21 protein-coding genes and 1 pseudogene are annotated in these 21,860 nt (G+C 60.6%); 10 read left to right on the top strand and 12 right to left on the bottom strand.

Going from position 1 to position 21,860, the window contains the following annotated elements; genetic code table 11:
• Positions 1–253: 253 nt before the first annotated feature.
• A complete protein-coding gene (gene polA, locus HBO23_RS30270; RefSeq protein ID WP_170040730.1) occupies positions 254–3,031 on the bottom strand; it encodes a DNA polymerase I in 2,778 nt (925 codons plus the stop codon).
• 74 nt (positions 3,032–3,105) lie between these two features.
• Here polA and HBO23_RS30275 point away from each other — a divergent pair, with 74 nt between their 5' ends.
• Together HBO23_RS30275 and HBO23_RS30280 are read left to right on the top strand one after the other, a co-directional pair.
• Positions 3,106–3,396 (top strand): DUF2782 domain-containing protein, encoded by a 291-nt coding sequence (locus HBO23_RS30275; protein ID WP_017139093.1) that lies wholly within the window; start codon positions 3,106–3,108, stop codon positions 3,394–3,396.
• Between the two features lie 55 nt (positions 3,397–3,451).
• Entirely contained in the window at positions 3,452–4,405 is a 954-nt protein-coding gene (locus HBO23_RS30280; protein ID WP_017139094.1) for a homoserine kinase, read from the top strand.
• A 121-nt stretch (positions 4,406–4,526) separates the two neighbouring features.
• On the opposite strand, the gene HBO23_RS30285 is transcribed toward HBO23_RS30280, so the two are convergent.
• Positions 4,527–5,456 (bottom strand): zinc ABC transporter substrate-binding protein, encoded by a 930-nt coding sequence (locus HBO23_RS30285; RefSeq protein WP_017139097.1) that lies wholly within the window; start codon positions 5,454–5,456, stop codon positions 4,527–4,529.
• Between the two features lie 46 nt (positions 5,457–5,502).
• On the opposite strand from HBO23_RS30285, the gene HBO23_RS30290 reads away from it, so the two are divergent.
• From HBO23_RS30290 to HBO23_RS30305, 4 genes are read left to right on the top strand one after another with little or no spacing between them, the layout of a single operon-like run.
• Positions 5,503–5,997: a Fur family transcriptional regulator gene (locus tag HBO23_RS30290; protein WP_170040738.1), complete on the top strand. Its 495-nt coding sequence runs from the start codon at positions 5,503–5,505 to the stop codon at positions 5,995–5,997.
• A complete protein-coding gene (gene znuC, locus HBO23_RS30295; RefSeq protein ID WP_017139099.1) occupies positions 5,997–6,782 on the top strand; it encodes a zinc ABC transporter ATP-binding protein ZnuC in 786 nt (261 codons plus the stop codon). Before HBO23_RS30290 ends, znuC begins: the two co-directional genes overlap by 1 nt.
• The gene (gene znuB / locus HBO23_RS30300; RefSeq protein ID WP_159953511.1) at positions 6,775–7,563 is read left to right on the top strand and encodes a zinc ABC transporter permease subunit ZnuB; all 789 of its coding nucleotides are present in this window, start codon (positions 6,775–6,777) and stop codon (positions 7,561–7,563) included. Before znuC ends, znuB begins: the two co-directional genes overlap by 8 nt.
• A gap of 37 nt (positions 7,564–7,600) precedes the next feature.
• The gene (locus tag HBO23_RS30305; protein WP_099488101.1) at positions 7,601–8,320 is read left to right on the top strand and encodes a PA5502 family lipoprotein; all 720 of its coding nucleotides are present in this window, start codon (positions 7,601–7,603) and stop codon (positions 8,318–8,320) included.
• Positions 8,321–8,421: 101 nt separating this feature from the next.
• On the opposite strand, the gene katE is transcribed toward HBO23_RS30305, so the two are convergent.
• Positions 8,422–10,563, bottom strand: a complete 2,142-nt coding sequence (katE, locus tag HBO23_RS30310) for a catalase HPII (RefSeq protein WP_017139102.1) — start codon at positions 10,561–10,563, stop codon at positions 8,422–8,424.
• 265 nt (positions 10,564–10,828) lie between these two features.
• Between katE and HBO23_RS30315 the strand changes: the two genes are divergently transcribed.
• Genes HBO23_RS30315 through HBO23_RS30325 form a run of 3 tightly spaced genes read left to right on the top strand, consistent with a single transcriptional unit; the run spans position 10,829 to position 13,334 of the window.
• Positions 10,829–11,836: a methionine ABC transporter ATP-binding protein gene (locus tag HBO23_RS30315; RefSeq protein ID WP_017139103.1), complete on the top strand. Its 1,008-nt coding sequence runs from the start codon at positions 10,829–10,831 to the stop codon at positions 11,834–11,836.
• Positions 11,836–12,510, top strand: coding sequence for a methionine ABC transporter permease (locus HBO23_RS30320; protein WP_017139104.1), 675 nt, complete (start codon positions 11,836–11,838; stop codon positions 12,508–12,510). The genes HBO23_RS30315 and HBO23_RS30320 overlap by 1 nt, the downstream gene beginning before the upstream one ends.
• A gap of 50 nt (positions 12,511–12,560) precedes the next feature.
• Positions 12,561–13,334: a MetQ/NlpA family ABC transporter substrate-binding protein gene (locus HBO23_RS30325; protein WP_170040731.1), complete on the top strand. Its 774-nt coding sequence runs from the start codon at positions 12,561–12,563 to the stop codon at positions 13,332–13,334.
• 302 nt (positions 13,335–13,636) lie between these two features.
• Here the strand turns inward: HBO23_RS30325 and HBO23_RS30330 are convergent.
• From HBO23_RS30330 to HBO23_RS30355, 6 genes and pseudogenes are all read right to left on the bottom strand, one after another.
• Positions 13,637–13,963: pseudogene (locus tag HBO23_RS30330) on the bottom strand (Bro-N domain-containing protein); the annotation flags it as partial.
• A gap of 459 nt (positions 13,964–14,422) precedes the next feature.
• Positions 14,423–15,058, bottom strand: coding sequence for an SCO family protein (locus HBO23_RS30335; RefSeq protein WP_017137893.1), 636 nt, complete (start codon positions 15,056–15,058; stop codon positions 14,423–14,425).
• Positions 15,055–15,954, bottom strand: a complete 900-nt coding sequence (cyoE, locus tag HBO23_RS30340) for a heme o synthase (protein ID WP_017137894.1) — start codon at positions 15,952–15,954, stop codon at positions 15,055–15,057. The genes HBO23_RS30335 and cyoE overlap by 4 nt, the downstream gene beginning before the upstream one ends.
• The gene (locus tag HBO23_RS30345) at positions 15,942–17,021 is read right to left on the bottom strand and encodes a COX15/CtaA family protein (RefSeq protein WP_058420534.1); all 1,080 of its coding nucleotides are present in this window, start codon (positions 17,019–17,021) and stop codon (positions 15,942–15,944) included. Before HBO23_RS30345 ends, cyoE begins: the two co-directional genes overlap by 13 nt.
• A gap of 10 nt (positions 17,022–17,031) precedes the next feature.
• Positions 17,032–17,616: a hypothetical protein gene (locus tag HBO23_RS30350; RefSeq protein WP_170040732.1), complete on the bottom strand. Its 585-nt coding sequence runs from the start codon at positions 17,614–17,616 to the stop codon at positions 17,032–17,034.
• On the bottom strand, positions 17,582–18,346 hold the full coding sequence (locus tag HBO23_RS30355) for an SURF1 family protein (protein WP_170040733.1): 765 nt from the start codon (positions 18,344–18,346) through the stop codon (positions 17,582–17,584). The genes HBO23_RS30350 and HBO23_RS30355 overlap by 35 nt, the downstream gene beginning before the upstream one ends.
• A 43-nt stretch (positions 18,347–18,389) precedes the next feature.
• On the opposite strand from HBO23_RS30355, the gene HBO23_RS30360 reads away from it, so the two are divergent.
• Positions 18,390–18,593 (top strand): twin transmembrane helix small protein, encoded by a 204-nt coding sequence (locus HBO23_RS30360; RefSeq protein ID WP_110623938.1) that lies wholly within the window; start codon positions 18,390–18,392, stop codon positions 18,591–18,593.
• 6 nt (positions 18,594–18,599) lie between these two features.
• Here HBO23_RS30360 and HBO23_RS30365 read toward each other — a convergent pair whose 3' ends face one another.
• From HBO23_RS30365 to ctaD, 3 genes are all read right to left on the bottom strand, one after another.
• Positions 18,600–19,487 (bottom strand): cytochrome c oxidase subunit 3, encoded by an 888-nt coding sequence (locus tag HBO23_RS30365; protein WP_017137899.1) that lies wholly within the window; start codon positions 19,485–19,487, stop codon positions 18,600–18,602.
• A gap of 35 nt (positions 19,488–19,522) precedes the next feature.
• Positions 19,523–20,074 carry a cytochrome c oxidase assembly protein gene (locus tag HBO23_RS30370; RefSeq protein ID WP_170040734.1) on the bottom strand — a complete coding sequence of 184 codons (552 nt, stop codon included), beginning with the start codon at positions 20,072–20,074 and terminating at the stop codon, positions 19,523–19,525.
• A gap of 144 nt (positions 20,075–20,218) precedes the next feature.
• A complete protein-coding gene (ctaD, locus tag HBO23_RS30375; RefSeq protein ID WP_017137901.1) occupies positions 20,219–21,802 on the bottom strand; it encodes a cytochrome c oxidase subunit I in 1,584 nt (527 codons plus the stop codon).
• Between the last annotated feature and the right edge of the window lie 58 nt (positions 21,803–21,860).

Raw genomic sequence — 21,860 nt, forward strand, 5'->3', positions numbered from 1 at the left:
AAAAACCCCGGACTTCGTATGGGGAGGGGAAGTTCGGGGTCCAAGTTCCGGACCGCTAGGGCGGGGTCCAGATATCTGCCAACACTTAACACAACATAGGAGCATTGAAGGGCTTCACCACCCATTCAGTAACTCTGAGTAGCAGTTCACGGGTTAAGTTCCGGCAGGTCAAAAAAACTATTGGAAATAACCTGCGACGCCTTTTGATCTAAAGCGCTCTGCCATCACCCTCGGCAATGGCAGAGCCGCGCTGTCAGTGTGCTTCGTCCCAGTTATCGCCCACGCCCACGTCTACCACCAAAGGCACGTCAAGCTTGGCCGCCGCGCTCATATGCTCGCGGATCTTCTCGCTGACTTGCGCCACCAGATCCTCACGCACCTCAAGCACCAATTCATCGTGCACCTGCAGGATCACTTTGGCATCCAGGCCCGACTCGGTCAGCCAGTTGTCCACCAGCACCATGGCTTTCTTGATAATGTCCGCCGCCGTACCCTGCATCGGCGCGTTAATCGCTGTGCGTTCTGCGGCCGCGCGCTCCTGAGGCTTGTTGGAGTTGATGTCCGGCAGATACAGCCGACGCCCAAAGAAGGTTTCGACATAACCCTGGTCGGCCGCCTGGGCGCGGGTGCGCTCCATGTATTCACGCACGCCTGGGTAGCGCGCAAAGTACACATCAATGTAGGCCTTGGCGGTCTTGGTATCCACGCCAATGTCCTTGCCGAGCTTCTGCGCGCCCATGCCGTAGATCAGGCCAAAGTTGATCGCCTTGGCACTGCGGCGCTGGTTGGACGTGACCTCTGTCAGCTCAACCTTGAACACTTCGGCGGCGGTGGCGGTGTGCACGTCCAGGTCATTACGGAAGGCATTCATCAGCCCCTCGTCCTTGGACAAATGCGCCATGATCCGCAGCTCGATCTGCGAATAGTCCGCCGCCAGCAACTTGTAGCCTTTAGGCGCGACAAACGCCTGGCGAATGCGCCGCCCTTCGGCGGTGCGCACCGGGATGTTCTGCAGGTTCGGATCACTGGACGACAAACGCCCGGTCGCCGCCACCGCCTGATGATAAGACGTGTGAATACGCCCGGTACGCGGGTTGATCTGCTCCGGCAGGCGGTCGGTGTAGGTGCTTTTGAGCTTGCTCATGCTGCGGTACTGCATCAGTACCTTGGGCAACAGGAAGTCATCTTCGGCCAGCTTGGCCAATACTTCTTCAGCCGTGGACGCCTGGCCTTTGCCGGTCTTTTTCAATACCGGCAAACCGAGCTTCTCGTAAAGAATCGCCCCGAGTTGCTTGGGCGAGCCCAGGTTGAACTCTTCACCGGCGATCTCAAACGCCTGGCGCTCCAGCTCAACCATCTTGTTGCCCAGCTCGATACTCTGGATGCCCAGCAGCGCCTTATCCACCAATGCGCCTTGACGCTCGATACGCGCCAGCACCGGCACCAAGGGTATTTCAATGTCCGTCAGCACACTGGCAAGGCTTGGAATGGCTTCAAGCTGCGCATGCAAAGCCTGGTGCAGGCGCAGCGTCACGTCGGCATCTTCGGCCGCATAAGGGCCGGCTTGCTCAAGCGGGATCTGGTCGAACGTCAGCTGCTTGGCGCCCTTGCCGGCGATGTCCTGGAAGCTGACAGTGTCGTAGTCCAGGTACTTCTTGGCCAGGCTGTCCATGTCGTGCCGGGTCGCGGTGGAGTTCAGCACATAGGATTCGAGCATGGTGTCGAAAGCGATGCCGCGCACGGTAATACCGTTGGCCTGGTCGCCGCCGATGGCACAGTTGGCCAGGATGTTCATGTCGAACTTGGCGTGCTGGCCGACCTTGAGCTTGGTCGCGTCTTCCAGCAATGGCTTCAAGGCCAGCAGTACCGTGTCACGGTCCAGTTGTTGCGGCGCGCCGATGTAGGAATGGGTCAGCGGGATGTAGGCCGCTTCATGGGGCTGCACGGCAAAAGACACGCCGACCAGTTGCGCCTGCTGCGCATCGATCCCGGTGGTTTCGGTGTCGAACGCGAACAATTTTGCCGCGTTGAGTTTTTTCAGCCAGGCGTCGAATGTCGCCTGGTCGAGGATGGTGGTGTAAGACGCTTCTGCGGGTGCCACCCCTTCGATGGCCTCCTCAACAACAGGGGCAGCCTTGAGCTCAACGCGCTTGGCATCGCGCTGAATTTCATCAAACCAGCTCTTGAACTCCAGCAGCGTGTACAGCTCCAGCAGCTTTTCGCGGTCCGGTTCGATCAGGTGCAAATCATCCAGGCCCACATCCAGCGGCACGTCGACCTTGATCGTCGCCAGTTGATAGGACAGGAATGCCATCTCCTTATGCTCTTCCAACTTGGCCGGCAGGGTCTTGGCCCCGCGGATCGGCAAGGTCGGCACGATATCCAACTGCTCATACAGCTCTTTGATGCCGCCATTCACGCCCACCAGCAAGCCGGAAGCCGTCTTCGGACCAATCCCCGGCACGCCTGGGATGTTGTCGGACGAATCGCCCATCAGCGCCAGATAATCGATGATCTGCTCCGGAGCGACACCGAATTTCTCCTTCACGCCCTCGATGTCCATCGAGCTACCGGTCATGGTGTTGACCAAGGTAATGTGCCCGTCCACCAGCTGCGCCATGTCCTTGTCGCCGGTAGAAATCACTACCGGACGGTCAGCCGCCGCGCTGCTGCGGGCCAGCGTACCGATCACATCATCGGCCTCGACGCCTTCAACGCACAGCAAAGGGAAGCCCAGGGCGATCACACTCTGGTGCAGTGGCTCGATTTGCAGGCGCATGTCATCGGGCATGCTGGGGCGGTTAGCCTTGTATTCGGCGTACATCTCATCGCGAAAGGTCCCACCCTTGGCGTCGAACACCACCGCGAACGGGCTGTTTGGGTACTGCTTGCGCAGGCTTTTGAGCATGTTCAACACGCCCTTGACCGCACCGGTCGGCAGGCCTTTGGAGGTGGTCAGCGGTGGCAGCGCGTGGAAGGCGCGGTACAGATAAGAAGAACCGTCCACCAGGACGAGGGGGGCTTGGCTCATGAGCAGGATCAACCTTTTCGGCGGGTCAGGCGCTAGAATAGCCGGACCAATGACGACAAAGGGACAAGGTTATCATGCGTACAGTAAATCGCCTGTTGTTGACCGGCTTGATTGCACTCACCCCGATAGTGGCCATGGCGGCGGATACTGCGCCGTCGGGCGACCCGGAAGTTACCATTCGCACGGAAGGCGACAAGACCATTCAGGAATACCGCCAGAATGGCTTCCTGTACGCAATTAAGGTGACGCAAAAAGGCTTTCCACCGTATTTCCTGGTGCGCGCGGACGGAACCGATGCGAACTTCATCCGCTCTGACCAGCCGGATATGCTGATCCCGTCATGGAAGATCTTCGAATGGAAATGATTTCTTAACTTAAATTGGCGCCGCGCACTGCGGCGCCCGTACTGGCAGCTTAAACATGTCTGTGTTCACCCCCCTGGCTCGGCCCGAGCTGGAAACCTTTCTCGCCCCTTACGGGCTCGGCCGCCTGCTTGATTTCCAGGGGATTGCCGCCGGTAGCGAAAACACCAACTTCTTTATCAGCCTGGAACAGGGCGAATTCGTCCTGACTCTGGTTGAGCGCGGCCCAGTGGCGGAAATGCCGTTCTTCATCGAACTGCTAGACGTGCTCCACGACGCCGACCTGCCGGTGCCTTACGCGCTGCGTACCACCGATGGCATGGCGCTTCGCGAACTCAAAGGCAAACCGGCGCTGTTACAGCCGCGCCTGGCCGGCAAGCACATAAAGGACGCCAACGCGCAGCATTGCGCCCAGGTCGGCGACCTGCTCGGCCACCTGCACCTGGCGACGCAAGGCGACAAAGTGCTGGAGCGCAAGACCGATCGCGGCCTGGAGTGGATGCTCACTGAAGGCGCGCAGCTTATTTCACACCTGAACGAAGCCCAGCAGCGTCTGCTACAAGCGTCCTTGAGCGAAATCGAAGCCCACAAGGCCGACATCCTCGCCCTGCCGCGCGCCAACGTACACGCCGACCTGTTCCGCGACAACGCGATGTTCGAAGGCACCCACCTCACCGGTTTGATCGACTTCTACAACGCCTGCTCAGGCCCGATGCTCTACGACGTGGCAATCGCCTTGAATGACTGGTGCTCCGACGCCGATGGCGTGATTGATGGGCAACGCGCCCGCGCGTTGCTGGGCGCCTACGCGGGGCTGCGGCCGTTTACCGCCAAGGAGGCCGAGCTGTGGCCGACCCTGCTGCGCGTTGCGTGCGTGCGTTTCTGGCTGTCACGCCTGATCGCCGCAGAATCGTTTGCCGGGCAGGATGTGTTGATCCATGACCCGGCAGAGTTCGAGCATCGGCTGGCGCAGCGCCAGCAGGTCACAGTCCATCTGCCGTTCGCACTCTAGGGCTCAACTCGGTCAATGTGAGAGCTGGCTTGTCGAATCGTCGCACCGCTGCGATAGCGATGTGTCATTCGACATCGCCATCGCAGGCAAGCCAGCTCCCACAGTCATTCTGTGTTGGCTGTTAGAGCGACTCCAGGCACCCGGCCAAGTCATTCCCCAGCTTTTCCAGTACCTGCTCATAACCCTGCGCCGTCGCCGGGGTATAACCGCCCAACGCATCCAGCTCTGCCAACTTCACCGGCAAGCCCGCCACCAAAGTCTCGGCCAAACGCGGACGCAACGGCGGCTCGCTGAACACGCACGTCTTACCCACTTCCTGCAAACGCGTACGCATCGCGGCAACATGCTGAGCGCCCGGCTGCACTTCGGCGGCCACGCTGAACACGCCCGTGTGCTTGAGCCCGTAAGCGTCTTCGAAGTAATCAAATGCCTCGTGGAACACGAAGTACGGCTTGTCGCCGACGGTGGACAGGCGCGCCTTCAAGCGTGCATCCAAAGCATCCAGACGCTCATCGAACGCCTTCACATTGCTCTGATAACGCGCAGCGTTGGCCGGGTCGGCAGTGCTGAGGTCAGACGCCATGCGCGCAGCGATCACCCGAGCGTTGACCGTCGACAACCACAAGTGCGCATCCAGGCTGCCAGGGCGGTGATCGTGGTCGTGTTCGTCGGCATCATCGGCATGCGAGTGGCTATCTTCGGCGAACCGACGCAACTTCATCCCAGGCAAGTCTTGAACTGCCACGGTCGGCAGGCTACGCCCCTTGAGCACGCGTGGCAGGAAGCTTTCCATGTCCGGGCCGATCCAATACAGCAGGTCTACCGACTGCACGCGCCGTACGTCGGATGGGCGCAAGGCATAGTTATGCGGCGATGCGCCAGGCGGCAACAGCACCTCTGGAATCGCCACGCCGTCCTGCACAGCGGCGGCGATCAACTGCAACGGTTTGATGCTGGTCAGCACCTTGACCTCAGCCTGAGCGGCCCCGGTGATGAACAAACTGGTGACAAATACGACAAAAACGGGAAAAAGTCGGGACACGATGACCACTCAATGGCGTAGGAACAGGTAACATAATAACGTCTCTATCAAATGTCTGTCGCCGCTCATGCCTAAAACACCGCTTGCCAGCCGTCCCCACGACCACTCTCACTGCGTACACACCGCGCTGTCGGAGGCCGATACCCTGTGCGCGCAGAAAGGCTTGCGCCTGACTGCCCTGCGTCGTCGGGTGCTGGAGCTGGTGTGGCAAAGTCACAAGCCCCTGGGCGCCTACGACATTCTTGGCGTGCTCAGCGAGCAGGACGGCCGCCGCGCGGCACCGCCGACGGTGTACCGCGCGCTGGACTTCCTGCTGGAAAACGGCCTGGTGCATCGCATCGCATCGCTCAACGCCTTTGTCGGCTGCAGCCACCCGGAACACGCGCACCAGGGCCAATTCCTGATCTGCCGCGAATGCCACGCCGCCATCGAGCTTGAACAAAAAAGCATCAGCGACGCCATCGTCAAAAGCTCCGCCGACGTGGGCTTCAAGGTCGAAGGGCAAACGGTCGAAGTGGTCGGGCTCTGCTCCGGTTGCCAGGGGGCTTGATGAGCAACGCGTTAATCCGCCTGGAGCAGGTTGGGGTCACGTTCGCCGGGCAAAACGTACTGGATAACATCGCGTTGAGCGTGGAGCCGGGGCAGATCGTGACGCTGATCGGCCCCAATGGCGCCGGCAAGACCACGCTGGTGCGCGCCGTGCTTGGCCTGCTCAAGCCCGACAGCGGCAGCGTGTGGCGCAAGCCCAAGCTGCGCGTCGGTTACATGCCGCAAAAATTACATGTCGATCCAACGCTGCCGCTGTCGGTACTGCGCTTCCTGCGCCTGGTGCCTGGCGTCGACCGCGCACGCGCACAAGCGGCGCTTAAGGAAGTCGGTGCCGAACAGGTTATCGACAGCCCGGTGCAGAGCATCTCCGGCGGCGAGATGCAGCGCGTACTGCTGGCGCGCGCCTTGTTGCGCGAACCCGAGTTGCTGGTACTTGATGAACCCGTGCAAGGCGTGGATGTTGCCGGCCAGGCCGAGCTGTACAGCCTGATCACCCGCCTGCGTGACCGCCATGGCTGCGGCGTGCTGATGGTCTCCCACGACTTGCACCTGGTGATGAGCACCACGGATCAAGTGGTGTGCCTCAACCGCCACGTATGCTGCTCCGGCCACCCGGAACAGGTGAGCGGCGACCCGGCATTCGTCGAGCTGTTCGGCAAAAACGCGCAGAGCCTGGCGATCTATCACCACCATCACGATCACGCCCATGATTTGCATGGCGCTGTGGTCGACGATCCCGCTACGCCTCAACCCCACGTTCATGGAGATAGCTGCAAGCATGGCTGATTTTCTGCTCTACGCCCTGCTGGCAGGCTTGGCTTTGGCACTGGTGGCAGGCCCATTGGGCTCGTTCGTGGTCTGGCGGCGCATGGCCTACTTTGGCGACACGTTGTCGCATGCCGCGCTGCTGGGCGTGGCCATGGGCTTTCTGCTGGATGTGAGCCCGACCATCGCCGTCACTGTGGGCTGCCTATTACTGGCAGTGCTGCTGGTAACCCTGCAACAGCGCCAGCCGCTGGCCTCGGACACGCTGCTGGGCATTCTGGCGCCAAGCACGCTGTCGCTGGGCCTGGTGGTGCTGAGCTTCATGCATGAAGTACGCATCGACCTGATGGCCTACCTGTTCGGCGATTTGCTGGCGATCAGCCCCACTGACCTTGCCTGGATCCTCGGCGGCAGCGCCGCTGTGCTGGTGCTGCTGGTGGCCTTGTGGCGCCCGTTGCTGGCAATTACCGTGCACGAAGAGCTGGCCACCGTCGAAGGTTTGCCCGTACCGGCGCTGCGCATGACCCTGATGCTGTTGATCGCCGTGGTGATTGCTGTCGCAATGAAGATTGTCGGCGTATTGTTGATCACGTCGCTGCTGATCATTCCCGCAGCCGCCGCCCAGCGCCATGCCCGCTCACCGGAGCAGATGGCGATCGGCGCCAGCCTGCTGGGCATGCTCTCCGTGTGCGGGGGCCTGGCGCTGTCCTGGTTCAAGGACACGCCGGCCGGGCCGTCGATTGTGGTCACGGCCGCCGCCCTGTTTCTGCTGAGTTTTGTCCTGCCCCGTCGAGGGGTGTAGACTTGCTCGCTTTTTGCGCAAATAGAGAGTCGCAGGAATGAAGCCGTTCAACTCCCGTTATCTGCTCCTTGCCGCATTTTCCCTGCTGCTGGGCGCCTGCCAAAGCACACCGCCCGCCGCCCCCGAGGCGCAGGACCCGCGTGCTGCGGCCATCGCGCAGCTGGAGCAAAACCTGGCCAGCAGTGAACTGGCCACCGCCGAAGACGAGCTGGCCGCATTGCAGGCCCAATCGCCCAACGACCCGGCGCTGGAAAACTACCAGCGCCAATTGGCCGAAGCCTACCTGCAGCGCAGCCAGATCGTGTTGCAAAAAGGTGATGTGAATGCCGCCGCTACGGCGCTAAGCCGCGCACGCGCCTTGATGCCCAAGGCTCCGGCGCTCACGGGCGGCGTCAACAGCGCCATCAGCCACGCCCGCAAAGCCGAGCTGGATAAAGCCGAAGCCGCCTTGAAAGCTGCCGAGGCCAAGCCACCCGCCAAGGTCATCGACCCGGCGGCTCAAAGCACCACGGTTGCGTTGAACCTCACCGATATTGAAGAACTTCGCCATCAGTTGGATGCGATCGCCACCGATGTGGTGAATTACCAGTGCGACGTGACCATTCAGGCGCCGCGCACCCAGGATTACCCATGGCTGGCCACACTGCTGACCAAACGGGTGAAGCGCATTGATTCGGCGTATGACCTGAAGATTCACCGGCAGATTGTGAAACACATCCCGGCGCAGGTTGTGTTGATTCCGCGCAAAACCGAGTAAAGCCATCGCAGGCAAGCCAGCTCCCACCTTTTGAACTGTGAATACAGTCAAATGTGGGAGCTGGCTTGCCTGCGATAGCGGTCTAACAAACACCCAAAAGCTTAAGCCGGAATCGCCTTGGCCTTAGGCTCCCGCGCCCACACCCGATGCTGCGCAATCGCCGCAAAGAATGCCTTGAACGCCTTGGCATCCGCTCCCACGATCAACCCCGCATCCGCCTCCAGCTTAAGCTGCTCCAGCAACGGCTTGGCATCACTGGCAAGCGCAATCGCCTTCAGATGCTTGTACGCCTCCAACAGGAAGTGCAACGCCACGCCGTCGCCACTCAAGGCCTTGATCGACTCTTTACCGCCCGGCACGAACACCGCATCAAACGCCACCGACGGCATGCCTTCCATCGACGCATCCACCGGCAGGCTCTTGCCATCCGCAGTCTTCACCGGTGCCGACGTCGGCCCCAGCACCTTGGCATGCGCACCTTCGGCGGCCAGCGCTTTCTTCAACGCCGCAATCGCTGCGCCATCCACACCGTTAGCCGCAAGAATTGCGACTTTGCGTGTTTTGATGTCGCCCGACAGCAGGTTCACCTGGCTCAACGCCGGCGACTCTTTCAGCGACGTCTTGCGCGGCGGTACCGTGCCTTTGGTCGGCGCCGGCAGGCCGAGGTTCTGCGCAACGCGCTTGGCCAACTCCAGGTCGATATTGGCCAGAATCTCGTTGACCTGACGCGCGCGGATAAACTCACGCTCCACCTTGCCCAACTCGAAGCTGTAGGCCGCGATGATGTGCTCTTTCTCGTGGTGGCTCATGCTGTGGAAAAACAGCGTGGCTTGCGAGAAGTGGTCACCAAACGACTCACTGCGCTCACGTACCTTGTTGGCGTCAACGCGCTCGTAATAAGTCTCGAACCCGCCATCCTGAGCCGCCGCTGGCGTTTCTTTGGGCCAACCGCCATCAATCGAGTTCGGCTCGTAGGACGCACGGCCCTTATCGATCACGGTGCGGTGCTGGGCATCACGCTGGCCGTTATGGAAAGGCGTGACCGGCCGGTTAATCGGCAGCTCATGAAAATTCGGGCCACCGAGTCGGCTGATCTGCGTATCGGTGTAGGAAAACAGACGGCCTTGCAGCAGCGGGTCGTTGGTGAAGTCGATACCCGGCACGATATGGCCTGGGCAAAAGGCGACCTGCTCGACCTCGGCAAAGAAGTTGTCCGGGTTGCGGTTAAGCACCATTTTGCCTAGCGGGGTTATCGGCACCAGCTCTTCGGGGATGATCTTGGTCGGGTCAAGCAGGTCGAAGTCGAACTTGTGTTCGTCCTCTTCGGCAACGATTTGCACGCCCAACTCCCACTCAGGGTAGTCGCCGCCCTCGATCGCTTCCCACAGGTCGCGACGGTGGTGGTCGGTGTCTTTACCGGCAAGCTTTTGCGCTTCGTCCCACACCAGCGAGCAGGTGCCGACTTTCGGGTGCCAATGGAATTTCACAAAGCTGGACTTGCCTTCGGTATTGATCAACCGGAAGGTGTGAATACCAAAACCCTGCATGGAACGCAGGCTTTTTGGAATGGCACGGTCAGACATGGCCCACAGCACCATATGCGCCGATTCCGGCTGCAGCGAGACGAAATCCCAGAACGTATCGTGGGCCGAGCCGCCGGTAGGAATTTCGTTATGTGGCTCAGGCTTTACCGCATGCACAAAGTCCGGAAATTTGATCGCATCCTGGATGAAGAAGATCGGCATGTTGTTGCCCACCAGGTCGAAGTTGCCTTCGTCGGTGAAGAACTTCACGGCAAAGCCGCGTACGTCACGCACGGTATCGCCCGAACCACGCGGGCCTTGCACGGTGGAGAAGCGCACGAACACCGGGGTTTTATGCTCCGGGTTACGCAGGAACCCGGCCTTGCTCAGCGCAGAATGGTTCTTATAGGTCTGGAAATAACCATGGGCGCCAGTGCCACGGGCATGCACGATGCGCTCCGGGATACGCTCATGGTCAAAGTGCGTGATTTTTTCACGCATGATGAAGTCTTCCAGCAGCGAGGGGCCACGGGCGCCGACTTTGAGGGTGTTCTGGTTATCGGAAATCTTTACGCCTTGGTTGGTGCGCAGCGCCTGGCCGGTCGCATCGGAGCGAAACTCTTCCAGGGCCTGCAGCTTGGCGTTGGTGTTGCCACGGTCCAGGGTATCGGTGCCCGCAAGCTCACTCTTAGGCGGGGTGGCTGGCTTCTTGGTACTCATCAGTCAAAACTCCTTATTCAAAGTGGCCAGAGCGGTCCCCGGCTCGTTTGAGCAAACCCCCAGGCACGGCACCTGGGAAATTGAGTTGCTTAAGTAGTGACTGATGGGGTTTTGGGCCGTTCCTTTTTTATGACCTTTGATCGCGTTATTGCCAAATCGCTGGTTGAATGCGAAATAAATGCTAAGAAACGCTATACGGACAGGCTAAAATGCGCGCCCGGCTAACCGCTGATCCCTTTTCAATGCGCCCCACAAGGTTCGCTACGTGATCGAGTTTCATAACGTCCATAAAACCTACCGCGTCGCCGGTAAGGAAATCCCCGCCCTGCACCCCACCAGCCTGCGCGTCGAAAACGGCCAGGTGTTCGGCCTGATTGGCCACTCCGGTGCGGGCAAAAGTACCCTGCTGCGCCTGATCAATCGCCTGGAGCAGCCAAGCGGCGGTCAGATCAACGTCGACGGTGAGGAAGTCACCGCCCTGGACGCCAACGGCCTGCGCCGTTTTCGCCAGCAAGTGGGGATGATCTTCCAGCACTTCAACCTGCTGGCGTCCAAGACCGTTGCCGACAACGTGGCATTGCCGCTGACCCTGGCCGGCGAATTGTCGCGTAAAGACATCGACCTGCGCGTGGCTGAACTGCTCGCCCGCGTGGGCCTGTCGGACCATGCCAAGAAGTACCCGGCGCAGTTGTCCGGCGGCCAGAAGCAGCGCGTCGGCATCGCCCGCGCCCTGGCGACCAAGCCAAAAATTCTGCTGTGCGACGAAGCCACCAGCGCCCTCGACCCGCAGACCACCGCCTCGGTGCTCAAATTGTTGGCCGAGATCAACCGCGAGTTGAAGCTGACCATCGTGCTGATCACCCATGAAATGGACGTGATCCGCCGCGTGTGCGACCAGGTCGCCGTGATGGACGCCGGCGTGATCGTCGAGCAAGGCTCGGTGGCCGAGGTGTTCCTGCACCCCAAGCACCCGACCACCAAGCGCTTTGTGCAAGAAGCCGAGCAAGTCGATGAAGGCGAGCAGCGTGATGTGTTTGCCCATGTACCGGGCCGCATCGTGCGCCTGACGTTCCAGGGCGAAGCGACCTACGCGCCATTGCTGGGGACCGTCGCCCGCGAAACGGGAGTGGACTACAGCATCCTTGCCGGTCGCATCGACCACATCAAAGATACCCCCTACGGGCAACTGACCCTGGCCATCACCGGCGGTGACATGGAAGCGGCCTTCGCCCGCTTTACCGCAGCCGATGTGCATATGGAGGTCCTGCGTTAATGGACGTGTTACTGCATTACTTCGACAAAGTTGACTGGGCCGACATCTGGGTTGCCACCGGCGACACCATGCTGATGCTCAGCACCTCGCTGGTGTTCACCGTACTGGTTGGCTTGCCGCTGGGCGTTCTGCTGTTTCTGTTCAGCCCACGTCAGTTGCTCGAGCAGAAAGCCACCTATGGCGTGCTGGCATTTATCGTCAACGCCATACGCTCTCTGCCGTTTATCATTCTGCTGATTGTGATGATCCCTACGACGATCTTTATCACCGGCACTTCGCTCGGTGTGGCCGGCGCGATTCCACCTTTGGTGGTGGGCGCTTCGACGTTCTTCGCGCGCCTGGTGGAAACCGCATTGCGCGAGGTGGATCGCGGCATCATCGAGGCGACTCAAGCCATGGGCGCCACCACTCGGCAGATCATCACCAAGGCACTGCTGCCAGAGGCTAAACCCGGCATCATTGCGGCCATCACCGTCACCGCTATTGCTCTGGTGGGTTACACCGCCATGGCAGGCGTCGTGGGTGCTGGCGGGCTGGGCGACCTGGCGATCCGCTATGGTTACCAACGTTTCCAGGACGACGTGATGGTCGTCACCGTCGTGATGTTGATTGTGCTGGTACAGATTCTGCAAACCATCGGCGATAAGCTGGTGACACACTACTCTCGAAAATAACCGCCATTGCCGGCCCCCGCCGGCACATGCCCGAACAAGGAGCTTGTTGGATGAAAAAACTACTGGTTGCTTTCGCCGCCGTTGCCGCGTTTTCTGCCCATGCTGCCGAGACTATTACAGTCGCTGCATCGCCGGTGCCCCACGCGGAAATCCTCGAATTCGTGAAGCCTGCACTCGCCAAAGAAGGCGTTAATTTGCAGGTCAAAGTCTTCACCGACTACGTGCAGCCGAACGTACAGGTGGCTGAAAAACGCCTGGACGCCAACTTCTTCCAGCACCAGCCGTACCTGGATGAGTTCAACAAAACCAAGGGCACTCACCTGGTAAGCGTTGCCGCGGTACACCTGGAGCCACTGGGCGCCTACTCCAGCAAGTACAAAAAGCTGGAAGACCTGCCAAGCGGCGCCAACGTCGTGATCCCGAACGACGCCACCAACGGCGGTCGCGCCCTGCTGCTGCTGGCCAAGTACAACCTGATAACCCTGAAGGACCCGACCAACATCCTGTCGACCATCAAGGACATCAGCGGCAACCCAAAAAACCTGAAATTCCGCGAACTGGAAGCCGCCACCCTGCCGCGCGTGCTGACCCAGGTCGACCTGGCGCTGATCAACACCAACTACGCCCTGGAAGCCAAGCTGGACCCATCCAAGGATGCGCTGGTGATCGAAGGCAACGACTCGCCTTACGTGAACATCCTGGTGACCCGCGACGACAACAAGGATTCGGACGCGGTGAAGAAGCTGGTTGCAGCCCTGCACACGCCAGAAGTGAAAGCGTTCATTCTTGAGAAGTACAAAGGCGCGATTCTGCCGGCGTTCTGATCCAGAGCTACACCGTAAACCTAATGTGGGAGCTGGCTTGCCCGCGATAGCAGAGTGTCAGTCACCGAAGATGTTGACTGGCCTGCCGCTATCCCAGGCAAGCCAGCTCCCACATTTGTTTTGTGTTGTGATCGTTCCCACGCTCCGCGTGGGAATGCAGCCCGGGACGCTCTGCGTCCCGCTGTTGAGGTCGTGACGCAGAGCGTCACAGGAGGCATTCCCACGCAGAGCGTGGGAACGATCATATGCGCTGGAGCAAAACCGGCAACTCTGCCACCAGCTTTGTGTGGCTTTTGCTGTCAGCGCAGGGCTGGCACCACCTCATGGGTCAACCATTGGCGCAGGCACCGATTCTCCGGGTAGTAGTGGTAGATAAGCAGCGCGTAGACGCCAGACTCACTGACCATCAACGTCGGCGCACAGTGGCCATGAGTGATCAGCGCCAGGGTGTGTTGTTGGTCGGGATCGAGCTTGCGCAGTAGCGCAGGGTTTAGGTGCAGGCCCATCAGGTGGCCGATGTCGCAGGCGCTGAACCATGGCTGGTTGTCTATCAGCACGGCGTGCAGCTGGTGATGGTGGCGGGTGAAGACTTTGGGTGTGATCGGTGGATCAGGGGTAAGTGTTTGCACGGTCTAGCTCCTAACGTATCAAGGGACCGCCAAGCACTACTTCCACGTAATGGGTGGCGGCTGTACGCAGGTGTGGAAGACCGGGACGTTAGGCACCCGGCGCACTCGAAAGCGCCCCGCGCACAGCCACCATAAAACACAGACAAGAAAAAGCGCCTGACACTAGGTGGCGCTTTGTGCGCCTAACGATATAAGGGCTTCCACACCCTGTCACTGAATTTGCAGCGACAGGCCAAAGACTAGCCACCCCAAGACCGTCCAACAAGTTCACGCACAGCGCGACAACACGTGGGAAATCTCCGACGACACCCTGTTCAAACCTTGCACAAAACCACTGTGGGAGCTGGCTTGCCTGCGATGGCAGTGGGTCAGCAACTGAGATGCAAGCAGGCCCACCGCTATCGCAGGCAAGCCAGCTCCCACAGGTTATTTGTGTTGTTGGTTAGCTTGGTGATTGGCCTACTTGCGCTGTAGCAAACCAGGCAACTGCGCCACCAGCTTTTGATTATTCAACGGCGCACGAATAAACCCACGCTGCGTGCCGTCCGGGCCGATCAGCGCCAGGTTGCCGCTGTGGTCCACGGTGTAGTTGGGCTTGCTGGTATCGGCCGGAATAAACGGAATGCTCACCGCATTCGAGACCTTCTGCACATCCGCTACATTCGCGCCGGTCAGGCCTTCGAATTGCGGGTCGAAGTAGCCCAGGTACTGCTTGAGCTGGGTCGGCGTGTCGCGGTTCGGGTCAACGCTGACCAGGATCACCTGCAACTTATCCACCGCCTCTTTAGGCAATTCGCTCTTGATCTGGCGCAGTTGCGCGAGGGTGGTCGGGCAGATGTCGGGGCAGAAGGTGTAACCGAAGAACAGCAGGCTCCATTTGCCTTTCAACTCGTTGACCACCACCGGCTGGCCGTCCTGATTGGTCATGGTCACCGGCGGCAGCTGGCGGCTTTGCGGCAGCAGGATAATGCCGGCGTCGATCAGCGCGGTAGGGTCGCCCTGGCCTTTGCCGCTGAGCACTTTGTTAACGGTCAGGCCCATGATCAACGCGACGATGGCCACCAGGATGAAGACGGTTTTTTGAGTTCGAGTCATAGGTTCAACAATAGGTAGTGGTCGACGAGCAGCGCGATAAACAGCAGCAGCAAGTACCAGATAGAGTACTTGAAGGTGTTGATCGCCGCGTGCGGCTTGCTGCCACGGTACAGCACCCAGGCCCATTGCAGAAAGCGCCCGCCCAATACCAGCGCACACGCCAGGTACAGCAGGCCGCTCATATGGATCACATAGGGCATGAAGCTCACCGCCAGCAGGGCGAAGGTGTAGAGCAGGATATGCACCTTGGTGTAGTGCTCGCCGTGGGTGACCGGCAGCATCGGGATATCGGCCTTGGCGTATTCCTCTTTGCGGTGAATGGCCAGGGCCCAGAAGTGCGGCGGGGTCCAGGCGAAGATGATCAGCACCAGCAGCAGCGGCTCGGCGCTGACATGCCCGGTAACCGCGACCCAGCCGAGCAGCGGCGGCGCCGCACCGGCCAGGCCGCCGATCACGATATTTTGTGGCGTGGCACGCTTGAGAAAACCGGTGTAGATCACCGCGTAACCCAGCAATGAGGCCAACGTGAGCCAGGCCGCCAAAGGGTTGGTGAACGCCAGCAACAAGGCCAAACCTGCAACAGCCAGAAACAATGCAAACGCCAATGCCGCCACGGGCGACACGCGCCCTTCTGCCAACGGCCGTTTATGCGTGCGCGCCATCACCGCATCGATGCGCCGATCCACCACATGGTTGACCGCCGCCGCACCTCCGGCGCACAGGGCAATGCCCAAATTGCCGAACACCAGCACCGTCCACGGCACCCCGGCGCGGGTCGCGAGGAACATGCCCACCAAGGAGGTGATGAGCATCAGCACCACCACTTTCGGCTTGGTCAGCTCCAGGTAATCCCGCCAGATCGCCCGATCGTGACGCGCGCCGATCAAGGTCGCCATGGCATCTCTCCTTTTAGGGTGATGAGACCCGATACGTGTTTGCGCGGGATAAAACGCCAGCCAAACGGCAACTGATTGCGCACCCGGACCAGGCTGGTACGGGCGTGGTAGTTGACCAGCACCAGCGTCAGCAATAACCCCGCCCCACCGGCGTTGTGCCCGACCGCCACCGGCAGCGGCAAGCCGAACGCCACATTGCTCACGCCCAGGCAGATTTGCGCCGCGAGGGCGATCAGCAGCAGGCCCGACAGCCGCGTCATGCCCACGGCGCGCAATTGCCAGGCCAGCCCCAGCAGCACCAGCGTCACCAGCACCGCGCCGATGCGATGGGTCAGGTGGATGGCCGTGCGCGCCTCACTGTCGAGCTGGCCGCCGAGGTAATTGGGGCCGATATGCTGGGTAAGGTGAAACCCGTTGGCAAAGTCCGCCGCCGGCCACCACTCGCCATGACACGTCGGCAGGTCGACACAGGCCACCGCCGCGTAGTTTGAACTGACCCAACCGCCCAGCGCGATCTGCCCGATCACCAGCACCAGGCCCGCCGTGGCCCAATATTGCAGGCGCTTGGGCACGATCAAAGCGGGCAACACGCCGGACAGGCGCAAGGTGAGCAAAAACAACAGGCTCAAGGTGGCAAAACCGCCAAGCAAATGCCCCGTGACCACTTGCGGCCACAACTTCAGCGTCACCGTCCACATACCGAACGCCGCCTGGGCAAACACCACCGCCAACACAAACAGCGGCAGTTTCACTGGCTGCCCCGGATCACGCCGATGGCTCCACGAGCGCGCCGCCAGCAGCACGATCAGCAAGCCCAAGGTGCCGGCGAAGTAGCGATGGGTCATCTCGGCCCAGCCCTTGTCGGCTTCTACCGGCGTATCGGGAAAATGCAGCTCGGCATGCGCCAGCTGGGCTTCGCTTTGCGGCACGCTGATAAACCCGTAGCAGCCGGGCCAGTCCGGGCAGCCGAGGCCAGCGTGGGTCAGGCGCGTGTAGGCGCCGAGCAGCACGACCAGCAGCGCCAGCAAGGTGGCAAACAACGCGAGGCGAAATCCAGGTTTGGCCATGACGATGCCCTTATCCGATGTTCGACAGTTTCAGCAGCAGGCGCAGGTCGTTGAGCAGGTCCTTGCCCTTGACCTTGGCGTCGTAGCGCAGCACCAGGTTGCCGTGCGGGTCGACGATCCACAGTTGCGCCTCACCCGGCGCGGCCGCGTTTTTACTGAAGGTAGTCAGATCCAGCGGGTAGCGCTGCAGTTGTGGGTATTCGGCCTTGAGCTTGGCGTCGTAATCCGTGCTCATCGGCTGCGCGCTGGCCAGGGCATGGCTGGCGCGAGAGGCATCGCGGCCCAGGCTGATTTGCAGCTGGCGCGCCAGATACACCAGTTGCTGGCACTCAGCGGCGCAGGCGGTGGGCGCGGTAACCAACAGTTGCCAGCGATCTTCATCGGCCTGCACGCCGATGTCGGCGCGGGTCTGGCCGTTGCCGATCATCTCGCCGTGGTAACTGCGGCTGTCGGGCACCCAGAACTGCAACTTGTACATAAAGGTGGCCAGCGCCATTGGGCCGATCACCATCATCAGGATCAGAATCAGCTGCCAGCGGCCTTTGCGCCGGTCGGGCGCCTCAGACGTGCTGGGTGGATTCATGGCCGCTCCCATGGAGTTTCTCCTTTTTGTTATGCCATCCGAGGTAGAGGTAAAGCGCCAGCAACGCCAGTGCCATGGCGAACCACTGCACGGCGTAGCCCAAGTGTTTTTCCGGGCCCATGGCGACCACCGGCCAGGTAGTGTCGTAGGTGCCGGGGCCAGGTTCGGCGCGCAACTCATAGGCGAAACCGCTGCGGCCCAACTCCGCCCAGAGCGCGGCGGGATGCAACGCAGTCAGCAAGCGCGGCCATTGCGTGGTGGCGGGGTCGGCGTGCAGTTGGAAGGTTTCGCCGGGCGCGATGTACACCCAGGCATCCAGATTCAGAGGTTGTTCAGGCGTGGTGAACACGGGCGGCGTGCGCCGGTCCGGCCACGGCAACCAGCCGCGATTGAGTAGCAGCCATTCGCCGCTGGCCTGGTCGTGAAAGGGCTGCAGGAGTTCAACACCGGCCTTGCCGTCGCGCATGCGGTTGTCGAGCAGCACGCTGTGCTCAGCATCGAACTGACCGCGCAGCCGCACGCGGCGGAAGGCCGGGTCGGCCATGCCATCAAGTTGCACGCTGCTGAGCGGCTCAGCCACACGCCGTTCGGCATAGCTGTCCACCAGCAGCTGTTTTTCATGCCCGCGAGCCAATTGCCAGAACCCCAGCCCAACCATCAACGGCAGCAGCACAAGCACCACCAGCGTGGGAGCGAGCCCTGGGCGAAAGTCTTTTATGGCGCTGGCTATACTTGTTTTCATTGCCCGCCTTTTCATTGCCCGCCCATCCGAATGGAACCTGACCATGCTCAAAGCAACCATTGCCCTGATGCTGATCGCGACTGTCGTGAGCCTGTTCAGTGGCTTGTTCTTTCTGGTCAAGGACGAGGGCAACTCCAACCGCCTCGTCACTGCCTTGACCGTGCGTGTTGTACTGGCCGCGATCACCGTAGGCTTGATCGCCTGGGGCTTTTTCAGCGGCCAGTTGGTCTCTCATGCACCGTGGTAAAACGCCTCACAGCACATAAACGAAGAAAAACAGGCCGATCCACACCACATCCACAAAGTGCCAGTACCAACTGGCCGCCTCGAAACCGAACTGGTGCTCGGCGTTGAAGTGCCCCTTGAGGATGCGCATCAGCATCACGAACAGAATGATGGTGCCGATGGTCACGTGGGCGCCGTGAAAGCCGGTGAGCATGAAGAAGGTCGCGCCGTACACGCCCGAGCCAAGGGTCAGGCCCAGCTCTTTGTAAGCGTGCATGTACTCCTCGGCCTGAAAGCCCAAAAAGGCCCAACCCAGCAGCACCGTCAGCGCCAGCCAGATTTTCAGCGCGCCGCGATGGCCCTTGCGCAACGCATGGTGGGCAATGGTGATGGTCACGCTGGAGCTGACCAGCAAGATCGTATTGACCAGCGGCAAGCCCCACGGGCTGATGGTGCCTTCGGGCGGCGGGTACATTTTCGGGTCAGGGTTGTTGAGCAACGGCCAGGCAAATTCGAAGTTCGGCCACAGCATGTGTGCGACGCCCTTGGAGCCTTCACCCGCCAGCCATGGCGCGGACATATGCCGCACATAAAACAGCGCGCCGAAGAACGCGATAAAGAACATCACCTCGGAAAAGATGAACCAGGTCATGCCCCAGCGAAATGAGCGATCCATCTGCGGGCTGTACAAACCCGCGCGGCTTTCCTTGATCACCGCGCCGAACCAGCCGAACAGCATGTAGGCCAGCAACAGCCCGCCGACGAAAAAGATCCACGGGCCGTGGGATTCCGGGCGCGCCGCTTTGAGGTCGTTGAACCACACGGCCAGGCCGTACACCGTGATCAACATGCCAAACGTAGCAATTATTGGCCATTTGCTTTGCGCTGGTACGTAGTACGTATCATGAGACGACATGTATTCGCTCTCCTGATTGAGGGGGCAAACAGTAGCTAGCCGCCGGTATGGACGGCCACCGGCGGTTGGCGCGCAGTGATGTCAAACAGCGTGTATGCCAGGGTCAAATGCTTCACATCCTTGGGCATGGCGCGATCGACGATAAAGCGCACGGGCATTTCTATGCGCTGACCTGGCTGCAGCACTTGCTGGGTGAAGCAAAAACATTCGGTCTTGTGGAAATACATCGCCGCTTCGGCCGGGGAAATACTCGGCACGGCCTGGGCGGTCATGGGTTTATCTGTGGGGTTGAAGGCCACGAACAGCATCTCGGTGACAGCGCCAGGGTTGACCACGACCTCATCGGCCTTGGAGTGGAATTCCCAGACCATGTCGATGGCATTGGTGGACATGAATTGCACGCGCACTTGGCGCGTGGGGTCCACCACCTGCTCGCCTTCGTACTGCCCGGCGGTCTTGCCGTTGATGCCGAACGCCTTGCACATCACGTCGTAGATCGGCACCAAGGCAAAGCCGAAGGCGAACATGGCCACGACCAGGATCAGCAGGCGAGTGACCAGGCGCTTGATGGGGACGGATTCAAGCATGGCGCTCACCCGCTTCTGGTTTTTCTGTGGGAGCTGGCTTGCCTGCGATGAGGCCCTGGCAGGCAATACATTCTGTGCCTGACACACCGCTATCGCAGGCAAGCCAGCTCCCACAGGAGACCGAGTCGACCTGCATCAAGGCGTTCACTTGACCTCCGGCGGCGTCGTAAACGTGTGATACGGCGCAGGCGAGGGGATGCTCCATTCCAGGCCTTCGGCGCCATCCCACGGCTTGGCCGGCGCCGGCGGGCCGCCACGGATGCACTTGATCACGATAAACAGGAAGAAGATCTGCGTGGCGCCAAACATGAACGCGCCAATCGAGGAGACCATGTTGAAGTCGGCGAACTGCAGGTTGTAGTCCGGCACCCGGCGCGGCATACCAGCCAGGCCGACAAAGTGCATCGGGAAGAACGCCATGTTCATGCCCACAAAGGACAGCCAGAAGTGCAGCTTGCCCAGGGTTTCGTCGTACATGTGGCCGGTCCATTTCGGCAGCCAGTAGTAGGCCGAGGCGAAGATGCCGAAGATCGCCCCGGGCACCAATACGTAATGGAAGTGCGCCACCACAAAGTAGGTGTCGTGGTACTGGAAGTCCGCCGGGGCAATCGCCAGCATCAGTCCGGAGAAACCGCCGATGGTGAACAGAATCACAAAAGCCACGGCAAACAACATCGGCGTCTCGAAAGTCAGCGAGCCTTGCCACATGGTGCTCACCCAGTTGAACACCTTCACGCCCGTGGGCACCGCGATCAGCAGCGTGGCGTACATGAAGAACAGCTCGCCCACCAGCGGAATACCCACCACGAACATGTGGTGCGCCCACACGATAAACGACAGAAACGCGATGCTTGCCGTGGCGTAGACCATCGAGGTGTAGCCGAACAGCGGCTTGCGCGAGAAGGTCGGGATGATCGAGCTGACAGCGCCAAACGCCGGCAGGATCATGATGTACACCTCGGGGTGGCCGAAAAACCAGAACACATGCTGGAACAGCACTGGGTCACCGCCGCCAGCCGCGCTGAAGAAGCTGGTGCCGAAGTGGATGTCCATCAACATCATGGTCACGCAACCGGCCAGCACCGGCATCACCGCGATGAGCAGGAAGGCGGTAATCAGCCAGGTCCATACGAACAGCGGCATTTTCATCAAGGTCATGCCAGGCGCGCGCAGGTTGAGAATGGTGGCGACCACGTTGATCGCGCCCATGATCGAGCTGATGCCCATCAGGTGAATGGCAAAGATGAAGAACGTCACGCTTTCCGGCGCGTAGGTGGTGGAGAGTGGGGCGTAGAAGGTCCAGCCGAAATTCGGCCCGCCGCCCGGCGTGAACAGCGTCGAGACCAGCAGCAAGAACGCTGCCGGCAATAGCCAGAAACTGAAGTTGTTCATGCGCGGCAAGGCCATGTCCGGCGCGCCGATCATCAGCGGGATCATCCAGTTGGCCAGGCCGACAAACGCCGGCATTACCGCACCAAACACCATGATCAGGCCGTGCATGGTGGTCATCTGGTTGAAGAATGCCGGCTGCACTATCTGCAGGCCGGGCTGGAACAACTCGGCGCGGATCACCATGGCGAACGAGCCGCCGAGCAGAAACATGGTGAAGGCGAACCACAGGTACATGGTGCCGATGTCTTTGTGGTTGGTGGTCAGCACCCAGCGCATCAAGCCTTTGGCGGGGCCGTGGGCATGGTCGGCATGACCATGGTCGATCACAGTGCTCATGGCCGTTCTCCTGCAAAGGAATGGGCTGTGCGGTTCAGGGCATACGCAGTTGAGGCCG

Source organism: Pseudomonas sp. WS 5532, from assembly GCF_012985445.1.
GTDB lineage: Bacteria > Pseudomonadota > Gammaproteobacteria > Pseudomonadales > Pseudomonadaceae > Aquipseudomonas > Aquipseudomonas edaphica.

Bases quoted from the DNA above. Each gene is read 5' to 3' on its own strand.
- polA (WP_170040730.1), bottom strand. From the start codon at position 3,031: ATGAGCCAAGCCCCCCTCGTCCTGGTGGACGGTTCTTCTTATCTGTAC.
- HBO23_RS30275 (WP_017139093.1), top strand. From the start codon at position 3,106: ATGCGTACAGTAAATCGCCTGTTGTTGACCGGCTTGATTGCACTCACC.
- HBO23_RS30280 (WP_017139094.1), top strand. From the start codon at position 3,452: ATGTCTGTGTTCACCCCCCTGGCTCGGCCCGAGCTGGAAACCTTTCTC.
- znuC (WP_017139099.1), top strand. From the start codon at position 5,997: ATGAGCAACGCGTTAATCCGCCTGGAGCAGGTTGGGGTCACGTTCGCC.
- znuB (WP_159953511.1), top strand. From the start codon at position 6,775: ATGGCTGATTTTCTGCTCTACGCCCTGCTGGCAGGCTTGGCTTTGGCA.
- HBO23_RS30305 (WP_099488101.1), top strand. From the start codon at position 7,601: ATGAAGCCGTTCAACTCCCGTTATCTGCTCCTTGCCGCATTTTCCCTG.
- katE (WP_017139102.1), bottom strand. From the start codon at position 10,563: ATGAGTACCAAGAAGCCAGCCACCCCGCCTAAGAGTGAGCTTGCGGGC.
- HBO23_RS30320 (WP_017139104.1), top strand. From the start codon at position 11,836: ATGGACGTGTTACTGCATTACTTCGACAAAGTTGACTGGGCCGACATC.
- HBO23_RS30325 (WP_170040731.1), top strand. From the start codon at position 12,561: ATGAAAAAACTACTGGTTGCTTTCGCCGCCGTTGCCGCGTTTTCTGCC.
- HBO23_RS30335 (WP_017137893.1), bottom strand. From the start codon at position 15,058: ATGACTCGAACTCAAAAAACCGTCTTCATCCTGGTGGCCATCGTCGCG.
- cyoE (WP_017137894.1), bottom strand. From the start codon at position 15,954: ATGGCGACCTTGATCGGCGCGCGTCACGATCGGGCGATCTGGCGGGAT.
- HBO23_RS30345 (WP_058420534.1), bottom strand. From the start codon at position 17,021: ATGGCCAAACCTGGATTTCGCCTCGCGTTGTTTGCCACCTTGCTGGCG.
- HBO23_RS30350 (WP_170040732.1), bottom strand. From the start codon at position 17,616: ATGGGAGCGGCCATGAATCCACCCAGCACGTCTGAGGCGCCCGACCGG.
- HBO23_RS30355 (WP_170040733.1), bottom strand. From the start codon at position 18,346: ATGAAAACAAGTATAGCCAGCGCCATAAAAGACTTTCGCCCAGGGCTC.
- HBO23_RS30360 (WP_110623938.1), top strand. From the start codon at position 18,390: ATGCTCAAAGCAACCATTGCCCTGATGCTGATCGCGACTGTCGTGAGC.
- HBO23_RS30365 (WP_017137899.1), bottom strand. From the start codon at position 19,487: ATGTCGTCTCATGATACGTACTACGTACCAGCGCAAAGCAAATGGCCA.
- HBO23_RS30370 (WP_170040734.1), bottom strand. From the start codon at position 20,074: ATGCTTGAATCCGTCCCCATCAAGCGCCTGGTCACTCGCCTGCTGATC.
- ctaD (WP_017137901.1), bottom strand. From the start codon at position 21,802: ATGAGCACTGTGATCGACCATGGTCATGCCGACCATGCCCACGGCCCC.